Annotated in this window: 14 protein-coding genes; 11 read left to right on the forward strand and 3 right to left on the reverse strand. The window is 54.3% G+C overall.

From position 1 onward, the window contains the following. Positions 1-19 precede the first annotated feature (19 nt). The 3 genes from dnaJ to AACV31_RS19495 all read left to right on the forward strand — a co-directional run bounded on the left by dnaJ (position 20) and on the right by AACV31_RS19495 (position 2,901). Positions 20-1,162, forward strand: coding sequence for a molecular chaperone DnaJ (gene dnaJ, locus AACV31_RS19485; protein ID WP_012815226.1), 1,143 nt, complete (start codon positions 20-22; stop codon positions 1,160-1,162). A gap of 270 nt (positions 1,163-1,432) precedes the next feature. Then, complete coding sequence (locus tag AACV31_RS19490) at positions 1,433-2,380, forward strand: LysR family transcriptional regulator (protein WP_165155847.1); 948 nt, start codon at positions 1,433-1,435, stop codon at positions 2,378-2,380. A 182-nt stretch (positions 2,381-2,562) separates the two neighbouring features. Continuing rightward, positions 2,563-2,901 carry a phage holin family protein gene (locus tag AACV31_RS19495; RefSeq protein ID WP_075197481.1) on the forward strand — a complete coding sequence of 113 codons (339 nt, stop codon included), beginning with the start codon at positions 2,563-2,565 and terminating at the stop codon, positions 2,899-2,901. 46 nt (positions 2,902-2,947) lie between these two features. Here the strand turns inward: AACV31_RS19495 and AACV31_RS19500 are convergent, their stop codons facing one another. Beyond that, a complete protein-coding gene (locus tag AACV31_RS19500; RefSeq protein WP_075197482.1) occupies positions 2,948-3,487 on the reverse strand; it encodes a glycoside hydrolase family 108 protein in 540 nt (179 codons plus the stop codon). 20 nt (positions 3,488-3,507) lie between these two features. Further along, positions 3,508-3,954 carry a winged helix-turn-helix domain-containing protein gene (locus AACV31_RS19505; RefSeq protein ID WP_075197483.1) on the reverse strand — a complete coding sequence of 149 codons (447 nt, stop codon included), beginning with the start codon at positions 3,952-3,954 and terminating at the stop codon, positions 3,508-3,510. A gap of 401 nt (positions 3,955-4,355) precedes the next feature. On the opposite strand from AACV31_RS19505, the gene AACV31_RS19510 reads away from it, so the two are divergent. From AACV31_RS19510 to nhaR, 3 genes are all read left to right on the forward strand, one after another. After that, a complete protein-coding gene (locus AACV31_RS19510) occupies positions 4,356-6,443 on the forward strand; it encodes a glycosyl hydrolase family 18 protein (protein WP_165155849.1) in 2,088 nt (695 codons plus the stop codon). 237 nt (positions 6,444-6,680) lie between these two features. Further along, a complete protein-coding gene (gene nhaA / locus AACV31_RS19515) occupies positions 6,681-7,853 on the forward strand; it encodes a Na+/H+ antiporter NhaA (protein ID WP_075197485.1) in 1,173 nt (390 codons plus the stop codon). Positions 7,854-7,927: 74 nt separating this feature from the next. Then, positions 7,928-8,824, forward strand: a complete 897-nt coding sequence (nhaR, locus tag AACV31_RS19520) for a transcriptional activator NhaR (RefSeq protein WP_105538102.1) — start codon at positions 7,928-7,930, stop codon at positions 8,822-8,824. A 77-nt stretch (positions 8,825-8,901) separates the two neighbouring features. On the opposite strand, the gene rpsT is transcribed toward nhaR, so the two are convergent. Beyond that, positions 8,902-9,165, reverse strand: a complete 264-nt coding sequence (gene rpsT, locus AACV31_RS19525; RefSeq protein ID WP_004386260.1) for a 30S ribosomal protein S20 — start codon at positions 9,163-9,165, stop codon at positions 8,902-8,904. Between the two features lie 317 nt (positions 9,166-9,482). Here rpsT and ribF point away from each other — a divergent pair, with 317 nt between their 5' ends. From ribF to ispH, 5 genes are all read left to right on the forward strand, one after another. Then, positions 9,483-10,421, forward strand: coding sequence for a bifunctional riboflavin kinase/FAD synthetase (ribF, locus tag AACV31_RS19535; RefSeq protein WP_007769449.1), 939 nt, complete (start codon positions 9,483-9,485; stop codon positions 10,419-10,421). A 48-nt stretch (positions 10,422-10,469) separates the two neighbouring features. Beyond that, positions 10,470-13,286, forward strand: a complete 2,817-nt coding sequence (gene ileS / locus AACV31_RS19540) for an isoleucine--tRNA ligase (protein WP_165155851.1) — start codon at positions 10,470-10,472, stop codon at positions 13,284-13,286. Further along, positions 13,286-13,783, forward strand: coding sequence for a signal peptidase II (lspA, locus tag AACV31_RS19545; RefSeq protein ID WP_007699831.1), 498 nt, complete (start codon positions 13,286-13,288; stop codon positions 13,781-13,783). Before ileS ends, lspA begins: the two co-directional genes overlap by 1 nt. Positions 13,784-13,897: 114 nt before the next feature. Then, a complete protein-coding gene (fkpB, locus tag AACV31_RS19550; RefSeq protein WP_004386255.1) occupies positions 13,898-14,368 on the forward strand; it encodes an FKBP-type peptidyl-prolyl cis-trans isomerase in 471 nt (156 codons plus the stop codon). Further along, positions 14,349-15,299, forward strand: a complete 951-nt coding sequence (gene ispH, locus AACV31_RS19555) for a 4-hydroxy-3-methylbut-2-enyl diphosphate reductase (protein ID WP_012815239.1) — start codon at positions 14,349-14,351, stop codon at positions 15,297-15,299. The genes fkpB and ispH overlap by 20 nt, the downstream gene beginning before the upstream one ends. Positions 15,300-15,352 lie beyond the last annotated feature (53 nt).

Genomic DNA, 15,352 nt, shown 5'->3' on the forward strand with positions numbered 1-15,352 from the left:
TGTCAGGGGCAGATAAAACATGGCGAAGAAAGACTATTACGAAATTTTAGGCGTCCCGAAAACGGCGGACGAGCGTGAAATAAAAAAGGCGTATAAACGCCTGGCCATGAAATTTCACCCGGACCGTAACCAGGGTGATAAAGAGGCCGAAGCAAAATTTAAAGAGATTAAAGAAGCTTACGAAATCCTCACCGACGCGCAAAAACGCGCGGCGTATGATCAGTATGGCCACGCTGCCTTTGAACAGGGCGGTATGGGCGGCGGCGGTTTCGGTGGCGGCGGCTTTGGCAACGGCGCAGACTTCAGCGATATTTTCGGTGATGTCTTCGGCGATATCTTCGGCGGCGGACGTGGTCGTCGCGCGTCGCGCGGCGCAGATTTACGCTACAACATGGAGCTGACGCTCGAAGAAGCGGTACGTGGCGTCACGAAAGAAATTCGCATCCCGACGCTGGAAGAGTGTGAAGTTTGCCACGGTAACGGCGCCAAACCTGGCAGCCAGCCGCAGACCTGTCCGACCTGTCACGGTGCGGGCCAGGTGCAGATGCGCCAGGGCTTTTTCGCCGTCCAGCAGACCTGTCCGCACTGTCAGGGCCGCGGTACGCTGATTAAAGATCCGTGCAACAACTGCCACGGTCATGGTCGTATCGAGAAAACCAAAACGCTGTCGGTGAAAATCCCGGCGGGCGTCGATACCGGCGATCGTATCCGTCTGGCGGGCGAAGGCGAAGCGGGCGAGCAGGGCGCGCCGGCAGGCGATCTGTACGTTCAGGTACAGGTGAAACAGCACCCGATCTTCGAGCGCGAAGGCAATAACCTCTACTGTGAAGTGCCGATCAACTTTGCGATGGCGGCGCTGGGCGGTGAAATCGAAGTCCCGACGCTGGATGGCCGCGTGATGCTGAAAGTGCCGCATGAAACCCAGACCGGCAAGCTGTTCCGCATGCGCGGTAAAGGCGTGAAATCGGTCCGTGGCGGCGCGCAGGGCGATTTGCTGTGCCGTGTGGTGGTGGAAACCCCGGTCGGCCTGAACGATCGTCAGAAAGCGTTGCTTCAGGAGCTGCAGGAAAGTTTCGGCGGTCCTACCGGCGAAAAGAATAGCCCGCGTTCAAAAAGCTTCTTCGACGGTGTGAAAAAGTTCTTTGATGATTTAACCCGTTAACTCTTCGGTTTTAACGAATCATTCTTCAGCCTGAAATGGTAAATACCGTTTCAGGCTTTTTTATGCTCAGTTTTAACTTAATCTGTATAAATAGCTTCAGAACGAATATTAACATCTGCGAGCACGAACCAACCGACAGCGGAAGGAATAATGCGGGTTACACCGCTATTTTAGACCAGACATGTTACAGAAGAGATAAATTGATTTTGCCAGAGGACGCTGAACCTTATATTTTGTTACCTCTCCCCCGGCGCCAGGACACTCCGCAACATGAAGAAGAAGAATGGTGTCAAAGAATTTGATTATAATCTGATCAAAGTCCTTGATGCAGTAATCACGGCGGGCAATGCGACACGCGCTTCCCGGCAACTTCAGGTCACCCCTGCTGCCATTACCCTCGCCATTCAACGTTTACAGCAAACCTATAACGAAGAGCTTTTTATTCGCACCCGCGAGGGCCTGACGCCGACGCCGCGCGCTCACCAAATTCATCGTGCCTATAGCCGGGTGCTGGATATGATTGACGCCACCTTTGAACACGACGTCAGGATACCGCCGTGGTGTGAAATGAAAATTACGGGCGATGATGTCAGCGAACAGTACTACTTCTCGCAACTATTTGATATGGAAGTGTTTGACCGTTTACGCTTGCATTACGCTTCCGTAACAGGAAAAGGTTTGGCTCAACAGATCAGCGATTTGAAAAATGGGAACAGTGATTTGCTGATAGCCACGCATCATTTTAGCGATCCGGATATTGAGCAGATTATTATCGATCAATATCGAAATTATACGGCTGTCTGTCATGTACAAAATCCGCTTTGCGAACTATCGCAGTTATCGCTGGCGAATATTTTTAGTTCCAGACATGCCGTTTATCATCCTTACACGATAACGCCGCTGCTAAAAAAGGATATCAGAAACAATGAATCTTTCTCATTTTTTAATAATCATTTGTCTGTCGGGTATAATACAGATTCAATAAATGGATTATTAAGTATTATTGAAAACTCTTCCATGGTGGCAATTTTACCAGAAAAGATTGCGCGATTTTTCCAGACGCAAGGAAAGTATCGCATCGCGTTAATTAGCCTGCCTGATGCGATAGAGTTTGAAACTATTAAGGTTTATGCCAACTGGTATCGTAGTAACCCACAACGCGATCAACTCAGAGATGTTATTGCGATGCTACAAACTCTTATCAATTATCGTAAATAGCTTCTCTCACGCCTGTAAATCACATAAAAAACCTGGGCAGTAAAAAAAACAGCGAACCTAAAAATACGCGTGTTCCCTGAGTGTTGATATTAAATGATTAGCGTCCTATTGGTTAGATTGCTAACTTTATCGCATCGCCAGACGGCGTAATTATTTATCGTCTATTTATTACCGAGGTTATCATGTCTATTGCTGCACATATCGCAACGCCAAAACTGGTTCTTGTTGAACTGGAAATATTATTAACCATTATCGCTATTGGCGGGTGGGGGGGCTTTGTCAGCTATCTGATGAAGCGTGAAAGGAACGAGACCCATAAAGACATCATGGATTGTCTGGCTCAGATAGCCATCTCCTGTTTTACCGCTTTTTTGTTGAGTGTGGCCGCTATCGATCGCAACCTGAGTTTTAATATGGTGCTTATGGTCGCCGGGCTCGGAGGCGTATTCGCCACGCCGATACTACGGGTACTGAGCGAGAAGGTGAAAAACTTCCTGAGCGGGACCTCACTGTTAAAATAAGCTCAAAAAAAGCCCGCTGGCAGCAGCGGGCTTTGTGCAATTGTTTTTATGACAGCGTGACTCTTTCTCGCAGCCATCCGTAGATAAACGCCTCGTTCGCTTCACGCTTCTCAGTGATATCAAGATAGTAGTCGCCTTGCGTACAGTTCAGCGCTTTTACCAGCACGCCTTCACCTTCTTTACCACGTTTATCCAGGTACGCTTTCAGCGCATTCAATGTATTTTTGCCGATAACGCCGTCCACGGTTAAGTCCTGGCGAATATTCTGCTGGCCGTTGAAAACATTCAGCCAGCGCTGCAACCAGCGGGCTGGGATAGAAGGCCCGATATTCGTGCCCGCTTCGCACAACTCAAAGGCGACCGGCAGCGAATACTGCGCGACGCGATCAAACCCCGGCGCTATCCAGTAGTCTTGCTCAAGAATGCGGTAAGCTTCTTCGCGGCTCATGTCACGCATATCCCTTTTGTAGCCATGCGCTCTGGCCGTTTTTTCGGTGATACCCCATTTCGTCGGGCCGCCGCGATCGGCCGGATGATTCACATAACTCCCTTCGATATTCAGGATGCCGTCAATGACAGGATTCATAATGGTTCCTCGCACAGAGATTATGGGTTGCTCATATCCGTCAGAGTAAAAAGCGCGAGAACACAGACGATAAACACGGCAAATACCGCAACCGTCCAGAGCGCGCGTTTAGGCTTTTGCTTTTTTTCTTCGGTGAGAATGTCGACGGGTACATCATCATTCACTTTGATGCCGAGTTTGGGGATAGTGACGAAGAGGTCGTTGATGCCGAGAGTGCGCAGATCCCGGCGCAGCAGATACAGCACCTGCGTCAGGTTGGCGTCGCTGATGAATTGCCCCCGGTTTCCCCACAAGACGGCGGCGATTTGCTGCTTTTCAATTACACCATTTTTGGCGTTTTCAATAATAAAGCTTAAACACCGTGCCCGCATGGTAGTCATTTTTATAACGCATGCGTTATCGGTATTTTTTAATTCATTATTTGCCTCAGTGAAAAGGCAGTTGTGATTAATCAGATAACTTTTCATATATCACCTGTGGACAGATATTAATATATGGCGGGAGGTTCTCTGGCGCCTTTAAGAGTAGGGATGCGCTTAATTAATTTCCACAGAATAAAATAAAAAACGGTTTTTATTTGACGAAACGGTAGTCCAGATCACGATTCACTGGGCTTATTAACTTTGTCTTAATTGGCACTTAAAGATGGTTTAATATTTAATATATCATATATAACATTTCAATATGTTGAATTTAAAAAGAAAAAAACAAAAAGATGTCTTTTGTTTATAGTTTTGTAATGGCTATTTAAATCATTGCTATTTTTTAATCTCATTTTTATTGATTGTGACTGGAGGAATGAGAAGTGGCCGATCATGATAGTTAGCGCAGAAAGTACTGCACTCACTTTTCACGAAGGAAAATAAACATGGCTACAAGTAAATTAATTCAGGGCGACAGCCTCACTGAAACCAGTAATGCCGCTGATGGCTTTAATCCTGCAAGCGAAGTAGAAAAATATAGTTATACCTCAGCCCGCGTGGCGAAACCGGTATATAACAAATATAAGGCTGCTAATAAACCAAAAGTGTTTGGATATTATACCGACTGGTCGCAATACGATGGGCGTCTGGAAGGGGATGACAGCCCTGCCAACCGTGGGCGCGGCTATGATCTTGCGAAGGTCTCGCCTACCGCTTATGACAAAATCGTTTTCGGCTTCCTGGGCATTGTCGGCGATAAAGGCGAAAAGCAGTACACCATTGAAAACGCCGCGCGTCAGACGAATAAAAACACCAACGAACCGACCTTCCTGGATCCGTGGGGCGATTTCCAGTCTTACGTGAACTGCGGACATACTACCAGCGGCTGGGATATCGAGCCGGCAACCGTAACGCAGGCCACCACCAAAGGGCTGTTGGGCGGTCTTCGCGATCTGCAACAAAGAGCGAAGCAGCAGGGGCACACGCTGGCGCTGTCGATGAGTATCGGCGGCTGGACCATGAGTAACGGCTTCCATGAGATGTCGAAGACGGACTCGTCGCGTAAAACCTTCGCCGCCGGGGTCGTAAAACTCTTTAAACAATTCCCGATGTTCAGCGAAGTGGATATCGACTGGGAATACCCAAATGCGGAAGGCAACGGCAACCCGCATGGCCCGGAAGATGGCGCGAACTATGCGCTGCTTATCGCGGAGATGAAAAAACAGCTCAGCGCAGCAGGGCGCAGCGATGTCAAAATATCCATTGCCAGCTCGGCCGTTGTTTCTACCCTGGAATATTCCAACGTTAAGGCATTGCTGAACGCCGGTCTGTACGCGATTAACGTGATGACCTATGACTTCTTCGGCACGCCGTGGGCTGACACGCTGACCCACCATACCAACCTGACGCCGCTCACGGCGGGCGGCTGGAGTATCGAGGCGGTGGTGGATTATCTGATTGCCGAAGGCTTCCCGTCCGATCGTATCAACATCGGTTATGCCGGGTATACCCGCAACGCGCGTAACGCCGTTATCGAAAGCTTCTCGCCGCTTAAGGGCGCTTACACCCCGGGCAACGGCACCACCACCGGGACTTTCGAATCCGGCAGTACTGAATGGTATGACACCATTTATAACTACCTGGATCTGGAAAACCAGAAAGGGCGTAACGGCTTTAACGTCTATACCGATAAAGTCGCCAATGCGGACTACCTCTACAACCCGCAAAGCAAACTGTTTATGTCGCTTGATACGCCGCGTTCGGTAAAAGCCAAAGGCCAGTATGCCGCGTCGCGTAACCTTGGCGGGCTGTTTACCTGGACTATCGACCAGGATAACGGCGTGCTGGTGAACGCCGCGCGCGAAGGGCTCGGTTATGAAATCGAAACCCAGACGGTAGAGATGAAGCCGTTCTATTTCGAAGGCATTAATGTTTCCGAGCCGGATAGCAGCGGCAGCGACAGCGAGCCGCAACCGACCATCAACCATGCGCCGGTGGCGGCCATTCAGCTGCGCGTGGTCGGCGGTTCACGCATTCAGCTTTCCGGCGAGGCGTCGCACGATGAAGATAACGATGCGCTGAGTTTCAGCTGGGGCGTGCCGTCGACAATCACCGTGGCGGATAAAAGCGCGGCCGTGATTGAGTTTGATGTGCCGGTAGTTACCCAGAGCACCGATTACCAGTTCACGCTATTTGTACGTGACAGCAAGAATGAGCCATCTTCGCAGCAGCGTTTTGTCGTCACCGCCGTACCGGCAAGCTCCTCATCCACCGGCGGCGATACGCCTGCGCCGACGCCGGTCCCGGATCCGGAACCGACTCCCGTTCCCACCCCGACGCCTGATACCAGCGGCTCCGGCAACGCGCCTTATGCGCTCTGGAATGCCAGCACCATTTATGGCGCGAAATGGGGCACTTTCGAGAAGGTTAGCTGGAAAGGGCATAACTATCAGGTGAACTGGTATTCCCAGGGCGAACAGCCCGATCTCAACAGCGGGCCTTATCAGGTCTGGACCGATTTGGGAGCGTACTAATCGTCTTGCTTCCTGACGTATTTTTCCACTCCGCCCGTTATTTGAGCGGAACTCTGGCCCCGGGTAAGGATTACCGGGGCTTTTTTTATGCCCGCCTTTTGTCCTGACGCTATTCTGATTACTCGTTTTTATCGAATATTATCGGTTGAATAAACTGCTTTTCCGATGAGTAATCCACGCTATCCTTATACCTGGTGTAAGTAAATGGAGATGTGACTCCATAATTCTGGATGGACAATGATGATAAAAACGGTACAACGTTTCTTTAAAAGTGACGCTGCGGGTGGCATTGTGCTGATTGCCGCCGCCGCGCTGGCCATGCTTCTGGCAAACCTTAACGCCACGCAGGATCTCTACTCAGGCTTTCTCAGCACGCCGGTAGAATTAAAATTCGGGGCGCTGGAGATTAAAAAGAACATGCTGCTGTGGGTGAACGACGCCCTGATGGCTGTGTTCTTCCTGGTCGTGGGGCTGGAGGTGAAGCGAGAACTGGTACTGGGCTCGCTCGCCAGCCGTCGGCAGGCTTCGCTGCCGGTCATCGCCGCGCTGGGTGGCATGGTGCTTCCGGCCGCGCTGTACCTGGCGTTTAACTATCAGGACCCGATAACGCGCGCGGGCTGGGCTATTCCGGCGGCGACGGATATCGCGTTCGCGCTGGGTATTCTGGCGCTGCTCGGCAGCCGCGTGCCGCCTGCGCTGAAAATTTTCCTGATGGCGCTCGCTATCATCGACGATCTGGGCGCGATTGTGATTATTGCGCTGTTCTATACCAGTTCGCTGTCGATGGTATCGCTGATGGTGGCGGCAGGCGCTATCGCCGTACTGGCCGTGCTGAATATCTGCAACGTGCGTCGCGTCGGCGTCTATATTCTGGTGGGCGTGGTGCTCTGGACGGCGGTGCTGAAATCGGGCGTGCATGCCACGCTCGCGGGCGTGATTATCGGCTTTTTCGTGCCGCTTAAAGCGGAAAAAGGGCATTCGCCCGCAGGCTCGCTTGAGCATGCGCTGCACCCGTGGGTGGGTTTTATGATCCTGCCGCTGTTTGCCTTCGCCAACGCAGGCGTTTCGCTTGAGGGCGTCACGCTGGCGGGCCTGACCTCACTGCTGCCGCTGGGCATTATTGCCGGGTTGTTTATCGGCAAGCCGCTGGGCATCAGCCTGTTTTGCGCGCTGGCCGTCAAGCTTAAGTGGGCCACGCTCCCGCCGGGCGTCAGTCAGAAAACGATTCTGGCCGTCGGCGTGCTGTGCGGTATTGGCTTTACGATGTCCATTTTCATCGCGTCGCTGGCCTTCGGTGATGTTGACGCCGCGCTGGTGACCTGGGCGAAGCTAGGCATTCTGGTCGGTTCATTACTGGCTGCGGTCATAGGGTATGCGCTGTTGCGCAGCCATTTATCCGGGGCGCGTTAACGCCCGCTTGATTATGCGGCCTTTCGGAGCGAAGGCCGCTTTGCCCTCAGGGACGCCAGAGAGAACGCGCGTTTATGTCTCATATCAATTACAACCACTTATATTATTTCTGGCAGGTTTGTAAGGAAGGATCGGTCGTGGGTGCCGCCGAAGCGCTCTACCTTACGCCGCAAACCATCACCGGGCAGATAAAAGCGCTTGAGGAGAGGCTACAGGGCAAACTGTTTAAGCGTAAGGGAAGGGGCCTTGAGCCCAGCGAACTCGGGCAACTGGTCTTTCGTTACGCCGACCGGATGTTTACGTTAAGCCAGGAGATGCTGGACATCATCAACTACCGCAAAGAATCCCATTTGCTGTTTGATGTCGGCGTGGCGGATGCGCTTTCCAAAAGGCTGGTCAGCGGCGTGCTGGACGCGGCGGTGGTGGAAGATGAGCAAATCCACCTGCGCTGTTTTGAATCGACGCATGAGATGCTGCTGGAACAGCTGAGCCAGCATAAACTCGATATGATTATCTCTGACTGCCCCATCGACTCCACGCAGCAGGCGGGCCTGTTTTCCGTCAAAATCGGTGAATGCAGCGTGAGCTTCTGGTGTCAGAGCCCGGCGCCGATAAAGCCGTTCCCGGCGTGTCTTGAAGAGCGTCGGCTATTGATACCGGGGCGTCGTTCCATGCTCGGGCGTAAATTACTCAACTGGATCCACTCACAAGGGCTGAAAGTGGAAATCCTCGGTGAATTTGACGACGCGGCGCTAATGAAAGCCTTTGGCGCGGCGCATAATGCCGTATTCGTCGCGCCAAGCCTCTACGCGCACGATTTTTACGAAGATGACAATATTGTTGAGATAGGGCGCATGGATAACGTGATGGAAGAGTATCACGCGATTTTTGCGGAGAGGATGATCCAGCATCCGGCGGTGCAGCGCATCTGTAATCGCGACTACTCGGCGCTGTTTGTCCCGCCAAAATAAATCATCAGGCATAAAAAAACCCGCAGATGCGGGTTTTTTTAACAAACTGCTTTCAACAAAGCGACAACCAACGGCGATTAAGCCAGTTTGCTGATCTGTGCAGCCAGGTTAGCTTTATGACGAGCAGCTTTGTTTTTGTGGATCAGACCTTTAGCAGCCTGACGATCCACGATTGGTTGCATTTCGTTAAATGCTTTCTGTGCTGCAGCTTTGTCGCCAGCTTCAATCGCTGCGTACACTTTCTTAACGAAAGTACGCATCATAGAGCGACGGCTTGCGTTGTGCTTACGGGCCTTTTCAGACTGAACGGCACGCTTCTTAGCTGATTTGATATTAGCCAAGGTCCAACTCCCAAATATGATCTATGTGGACAATTCAAAGGCCGAGGAATATGCCCTTTCAGCCTTCTTTTGTCAATGGATTTGTGCAAATAAGCGCCGTTGTTATGCGGTGCTCGTTACGTAGTGATGGCGCAAGATTCTACCAGCTTGCCTCGTGCGAATACAGTCTTTGTGGGACAAAATTCACGTTCAGTGCGAAACCCTGACGCAGCGCGATGAAATCGTTGCCGGTTTATGGCTGACAGGGCCAAATCGTCGGTTAACCTTAAAGGCTGTACAAGGTATAATCCGACGATTTTCACTGTTCTGAGCCAGTCATGAAGCTGATACGCGGCATACATAATCTCACCTCTGAGCATCACGGTTGCGTGCTGACCATCGGCAATTTCGATGGCGTGCATCGTGGTCACCAGGCTTTGCTGAGCGGGCTATGCGCGCAAGGGCGCGAACGCGGCCTTCCCGTCATGGTCATGATTTTCGAGCCGCAGCCGCTCGAACTGTTCGCAGCCGATAAAGCGCCTGCGCGGCTCACCCGTCTGCGTGAAAAGCTGCGCTATCTCGCCCGTTGCGGCGTGGATTACGTGCTGTGCATTCGCTTCGACCGCCGCTTTGCCGCGCTGACGGCCCAGAACTTCGTGAGCGATCTGCTGGTAGAGCGTCTCGGCGTGAAATTTCTGGCGACCGGAGACGATTTCCGCTTTGGCGCTGGTCGCGAAGGGGATTTCTTGTTATTACAGAAGGCCGGGCGCGAATATGGCTTTGAAGTCACCAGCACGCAAACGTTTTGCGAAGAGGGCGTGCGTATCAGCAGCACCGCCGTACGCCAGGCGCTCGCGCAGGACGATTTAAGCCTCGCGGAAAACCTGCTCGGACGGCCATTCGCCATCTCCGGGCGCGTGGTTCACGGCGATGCGCTCGGGCGCACCATAGGTTTCCCGACGGCGAACTTACCGCTGCGCCGTCAGGTTTCGCCCGTTAAGGGCGTGTATGCGGTGGAAGTGCTGGGCATCAGCGATAAACCGCTGCCCGGCGTCGCCAATATCGGCACCCGCCCGACGGTGGCCGGCCTCCGTCAGCAGCTGGAAGTTCACCTGCTGGACGTTGCAATCGACCTCTACGGCCGCCATATAGATGTAGTGCTGCGTAAAAAAATACGCAATGAACAGCGGTTTGCCTCGCTTGATGAACTCAAGGCGCAAATCGCCAGAGACGTGATCACCGCCCGCGACTTTTTTGGGCTACCGACACCGGCGTAACGCCTGAATCGGCTAATTATCAAACCGAAATACGGAACCGAGAATCTGATGAGTGACTATAAATCAACCCTGAATTTGCCGGAAACAGGGTTCCCGATGCGCGGCGATCTCGCCAAGCGCGAACCGGGAATGCTGGCGCGTTGGACCGATGATGACCTGTACGGCATCATTCGTGCAGCCAAAAAAGGCAAAAAAACCTTCATTCTGCATGATGGCCCTCCGTATGCGAATGGCAGCATTCATATTGGTCACTCGGTTAACAAGATTCTGAAAGACATTATCGTGAAGTCCAAAGGGCTTGCCGGTTATGACTCTCCGTACGTGCCGGGCTGGGACTGCCATGGCCTGCCGATCGAGCTGAAAGTGGAACAAGAGTTTGGCAAGCCGGGTGAGAAATTCACCGCGGCCGAATTCCGCGCCAAATGCCGTGAATACGCGGCGACTCAGGTCGACGGCCAGCGTAAAGACTTTATCCGTCTGGGCGTGTTGGGCGACTGGTCGCACCCGTACCTGACCATGGATTTCAAAACCGAAGCCAACATCATCCGCGCGCTCGGTAAAATCATCGGCAACGGCCACCTGCACAAAGGCGCCAAGCCGGTGCACTGGTGTGTCGACTGCCGCTCCGCGCTCGCTGAAGCGGAAGTGGAGTATTACGACAAAACGTCGCCGTCCATCGACGTCGCCTTTAACGCGGTAGACGCTGCGGCGGTCACGGCGAAATTCGGCGTGCAGACCGTTAACGGCCCGGTATCACTGGTTATCTGGACTACCACCCCGTGGACGCTGCCGGCGAACCGCGCTATCTCTCTGCATGCTGAAATCGACTATGTGCTGGTGCAGATTGAAGGCCAGGCGCTGATCGTGGCGAAAGACCTGCTTGAGAGCGTGATGAAGCGCATCAACGTCGCCGATTACACCGTGCTGGGCGAAACCAAAGGCGCGCAGCTTGAGCTGATGCGCTTCACGCACCCGTTCATGGGCTTTGACGTTCCGGCTATTCTCGGCGAGCACGTAACGCTCGACGCCGGTACCGGCGCGGTGCATACCGCGGGCGGCCATGGCCCTGACGACTACACCATCAGCCAGAAATATGGTCTGGAGATTGCGAATCCGGTCGGTCCGGACGGCGCGTATCTGCCGGGCACGTATCCGGGTCTGGATGGCGTTAACGTCTTCAAAGCGAACGATCAGATCGTTGAGCTGCTGCGTGAAAAAGGCGCGCTGCTGAATGTCGCGAAAATGGTCCACAGCTATCCGTGCTGCTGGCGCCACAAAACGCCGATCATCTTCCGCGCCACGCCGCAGTGGTTCGTCAGTATGGATCAAAAAGGCCTGCGCGCGCAGTCGCTGAAAGAGATCAAAGGCGTGCAGTGGATCCCGGACTGGGGCCAGGCGCGTATCGAATCGATGGTCGCCAACCGCCCTGACTGGTGTATCTCCCGTCAGCGCACCTGGGGCGTACCGATGTCCCTGTTCGTTCATAAAGAGACGCAGGAACTGCATCCGCGCACGCTGGAGCTGATGGAAGAAGTCGCAAAACGCGTTGAGCAGGACGGCATTCAGGCGTGGTGGGATCTCGACCCGCGCGACATCATGGGCGATGACGCCGATGTTTATGAAAAAGTGCCGGATACGCTCGATGTGTGGTTCGATTCCGGCTCTACCCACTCGTCTGTGGTTGACGTGCGCCCGGAATTTTCCGGCCATGCGGCGGATATGTATCTCGAAGGCTCTGACCAGCATCGCGGCTGGTTCATGTCTTCGCTGATGATCTCCACCGCCATGAAAGGCAAAGCGCCGTACCGCCAGGTACTGACCCACGGTTTCACCGTGGATGGTCAGGGCCGCAAGATGTCGAAATCCATCGGCAACACGGTCTCTCCGCAGGATGTGATGAACAAACTGGGCGCCGATATTCTGCGTCTGTGGGTGGCATCGACCGACTACACAGGCGAGATGGCCGTCTCTGACGAGATCTTAAAGCGCGCCGCCGACAGCTATCGCCGTATCCGCAACACCGCGCGCTTCCTGCTGGCGAACCTGAACGGTTTCGATCCGGTAAAAGATATGGTGAAACCGGAAGAGATGGTCGTGCTGGATCGCTGGGCGGTCGGCTGCGCGAAAGCCGCGCAGGACGATATCGTGAAAGCGTATGAAGCGTACGATTTCCACGAAGTGGTGCAGCGCCTGATGCGCTTCTGCTCCATCGAAATGGGCTCGTTCTATCTCGATATCATCAAAGACCGTCAGTACACGGCGAAAGCCGACAGCGTGGCGCGCCGCAGCTGCCAGACCGCGCTCTATCACATCAGTGAAGCGCTGGTGCGCTGGATGGCGCCGATCCTCTCCTTCACCGCTGATGAAGTGTGGGGCTACCTGCCGGGGGAGCGCGAGAAGTACGTCTTTACCGGCGAATGGTACGACGGCCTGTTTGGTCTTGCCGATACCGAAGCGATGAACGACGCTTACTGGGACGCGCTGCTGAAAGTGCGCGGCGAAGTGAACAAGGTGATTGAGCAGGCGCGCGCCGATAAGAAAGTCGGCGGCTCGCTGGAAGCGGCGGTCACCCTGTACGCGGAGCCAGAGCTGGCGGCTAAACTCACCGCGCTTGGCGAGGAATTGCGATTTGTCCTGTTGACCTCGCAGGCGAAGGTTGAGGATTATGCCAGCGCCGCCGCCGATGCCCAGCAGAGCGAACTGCTCAAAGGGCTGAAAGTGGCGCTCGCAAAAGCCGAAGGTGAGAAGTGCCCGCGCTGCTGGCACTACACCACCGATGTCGGCAAGGTGGCGGAACACGCAGAAATCTGCGGTCGCTGTGTCAGCAACGTCGCCGGTGACGGCGAAAAACGTAAGTTTGCCTGATGAGTAAACCGATTCTTTCAACCGGTCTGCGCTGGCTGTGGCTGGTGGTGGTCGTGCTGATTGTCGATCTGGGTAGCAAGGCGTTAATCCTCCAGCACTTCGCGCTGGGGGAAACCGTCTCGCTGTTCCCGTCGCTCAATCTGCATTATGCGCGCAACTACGGCGCGGCGTTCAGCTTCCTCGCGGACAAAGGCGGCTGGCAGCGCTGGTTCTTCGCCGGTATCGCTATCGGTATCTGCGTGCTGCTGGCGGTCATGATGTATCGCGCGAAGGCGAGCCAGAAGCTCAACAATATTGCTTACGCGCTGATTATTGGCGGCGCGCTGGGCAATCTGTTTGACCGTCTGTGGCACGGCTTTGTGGTCGATATGATTGATTTCTACGTCGGCGACTGGCACTTCGCGACGTTCAATCTGGCCGATACCGCTATCTGTATCGGCGCCGCATTAGTCGTGCTGGAAGGCTTCCTGCCTTCTAAACAGAAAGCCACGGCGTAAATCCTGGCCGGGCGGCGTTCGCTGACCCGGCCCACAGAATGTGCGGCCTTCCGTAGGCCCGGTAAGCGTAGCGCTCCGGGCAAACAGACGACCCAAAATAAGTGAGCAACCTGCATGTCTACATCCATACAGAGCAACAGCGCGGTGCTTGTGCACTTTACGCTGAAGCTTGAAGACGGCTCCACGGCGGAGTCCAGCCGCAACAGCGGCAAACCCGCGCTGTTTCGCCTGGGCGACGGTTCGCTGTCGCAGGGCCTGGAGCGCGAGTTGCTCGGCCTGCATGCTGGCGACAAAAAAGCGTTTACGCTCCTGCCGGAAGACGCTTTCGGCACGCCAAGCCCGGATCTTATCCAGTACTTCTCCCGCCGCGAGTTTATCGATGCGGGCGAGCCGGACATTGGCGCTATCATGCTCTTTACCGCAATGGACGGCAGCGAAATGCCGGGCGTCATCCGTGAAATCAACGGCGACTCCATCACGGTGGATTTCAACCATCCGCTCGCCGGGCATACCCTTCATTTTGATATAGACGTGCTGGAGATCGATCCGGCGCTGGAGAGTTCTGATGCAGATCCTGTTGGCTAACCCGCGCGGCTTCTGCGCAGGCGTGGACCGCGCTATCAGCATTGTGGAAAACGCGCTGGCCATTTACGGCGCGCCTATTTACGTTCGCCATGAAGTCGTGCATAACCGTTATGTGGTGGACAGCCTGCGCGAGCGCGGCGCGATTTTTATCGAGCAAATCAGCGAAGTGCCGGATGGCGCGATCCTGATTTTCTCCGCCCACGGCGTCTCTCAGGCGGTTCGCAATGAAGCGAAAAGCCGCGATCTGACGGTGTTTGACGCTACCTGCCCGCTGGTGACCAAAGTGCATATGGAAGTGGCGCGCTCCAGCCGCCGCGGCGAAGAAGCCATTCTTATCGGCCACGCCGGACACCCGGAAGTGGAAGGCACGATGGGCCAGTACAGCAACCCGGAAGGGGGCATGTACCTGGTGGAATCGCCGGATGATGTCTGGAAAATTACCGTGAAGGATGAAAATAATCTCTCCTTTATGACCCAGACGACGCTGTCAGTGGATGACACTTCCGAGGTGATCGACGCGCTGCGCAGCCGTTTTCCGAAAATCGTCGGCCCACGTAAAGACGACATCTGCTACGCCACCACCAACCGTCAGGAAGCCGTGCGCGCGCTGGCGGAGCAGGCGGACGTGGTGTTAGTGGTCGGGTCGAAAAACTCCTCCAACTCCAACCGTCTGGCGGAGCTGGCCCAGCGTATGGGCAAAACGGCCTATCTTATCGACGACGCGAACGACATTCAGGAAGCCTGGGTGAAAACCGCCGACTGTGTAGGCGTGACCGCAGGCGCCTCCGCGCCGGATATTCTGGTGCAGAACGTCATCACGCGCCTCAAAGCGCTCGGCGGCAGCGATGCCCATGAGCTGACCGGCCGTGAAGAGAACATCGTTTTCGAAGTGCCGAAGGAGCTGCGCATCGACGCGCGCGAAGTGCAGTAAATTTCACGCGCGAGAAGCGATGACATCACAGACGGGGAGCCAGGCGCTCCCCG

The organism is Cronobacter sp. EKM101R, from assembly GCF_963888145.1.
Lineage (GTDB): Bacteria > Pseudomonadota > Gammaproteobacteria > Enterobacterales > Enterobacteriaceae > Cronobacter > Cronobacter turicensis.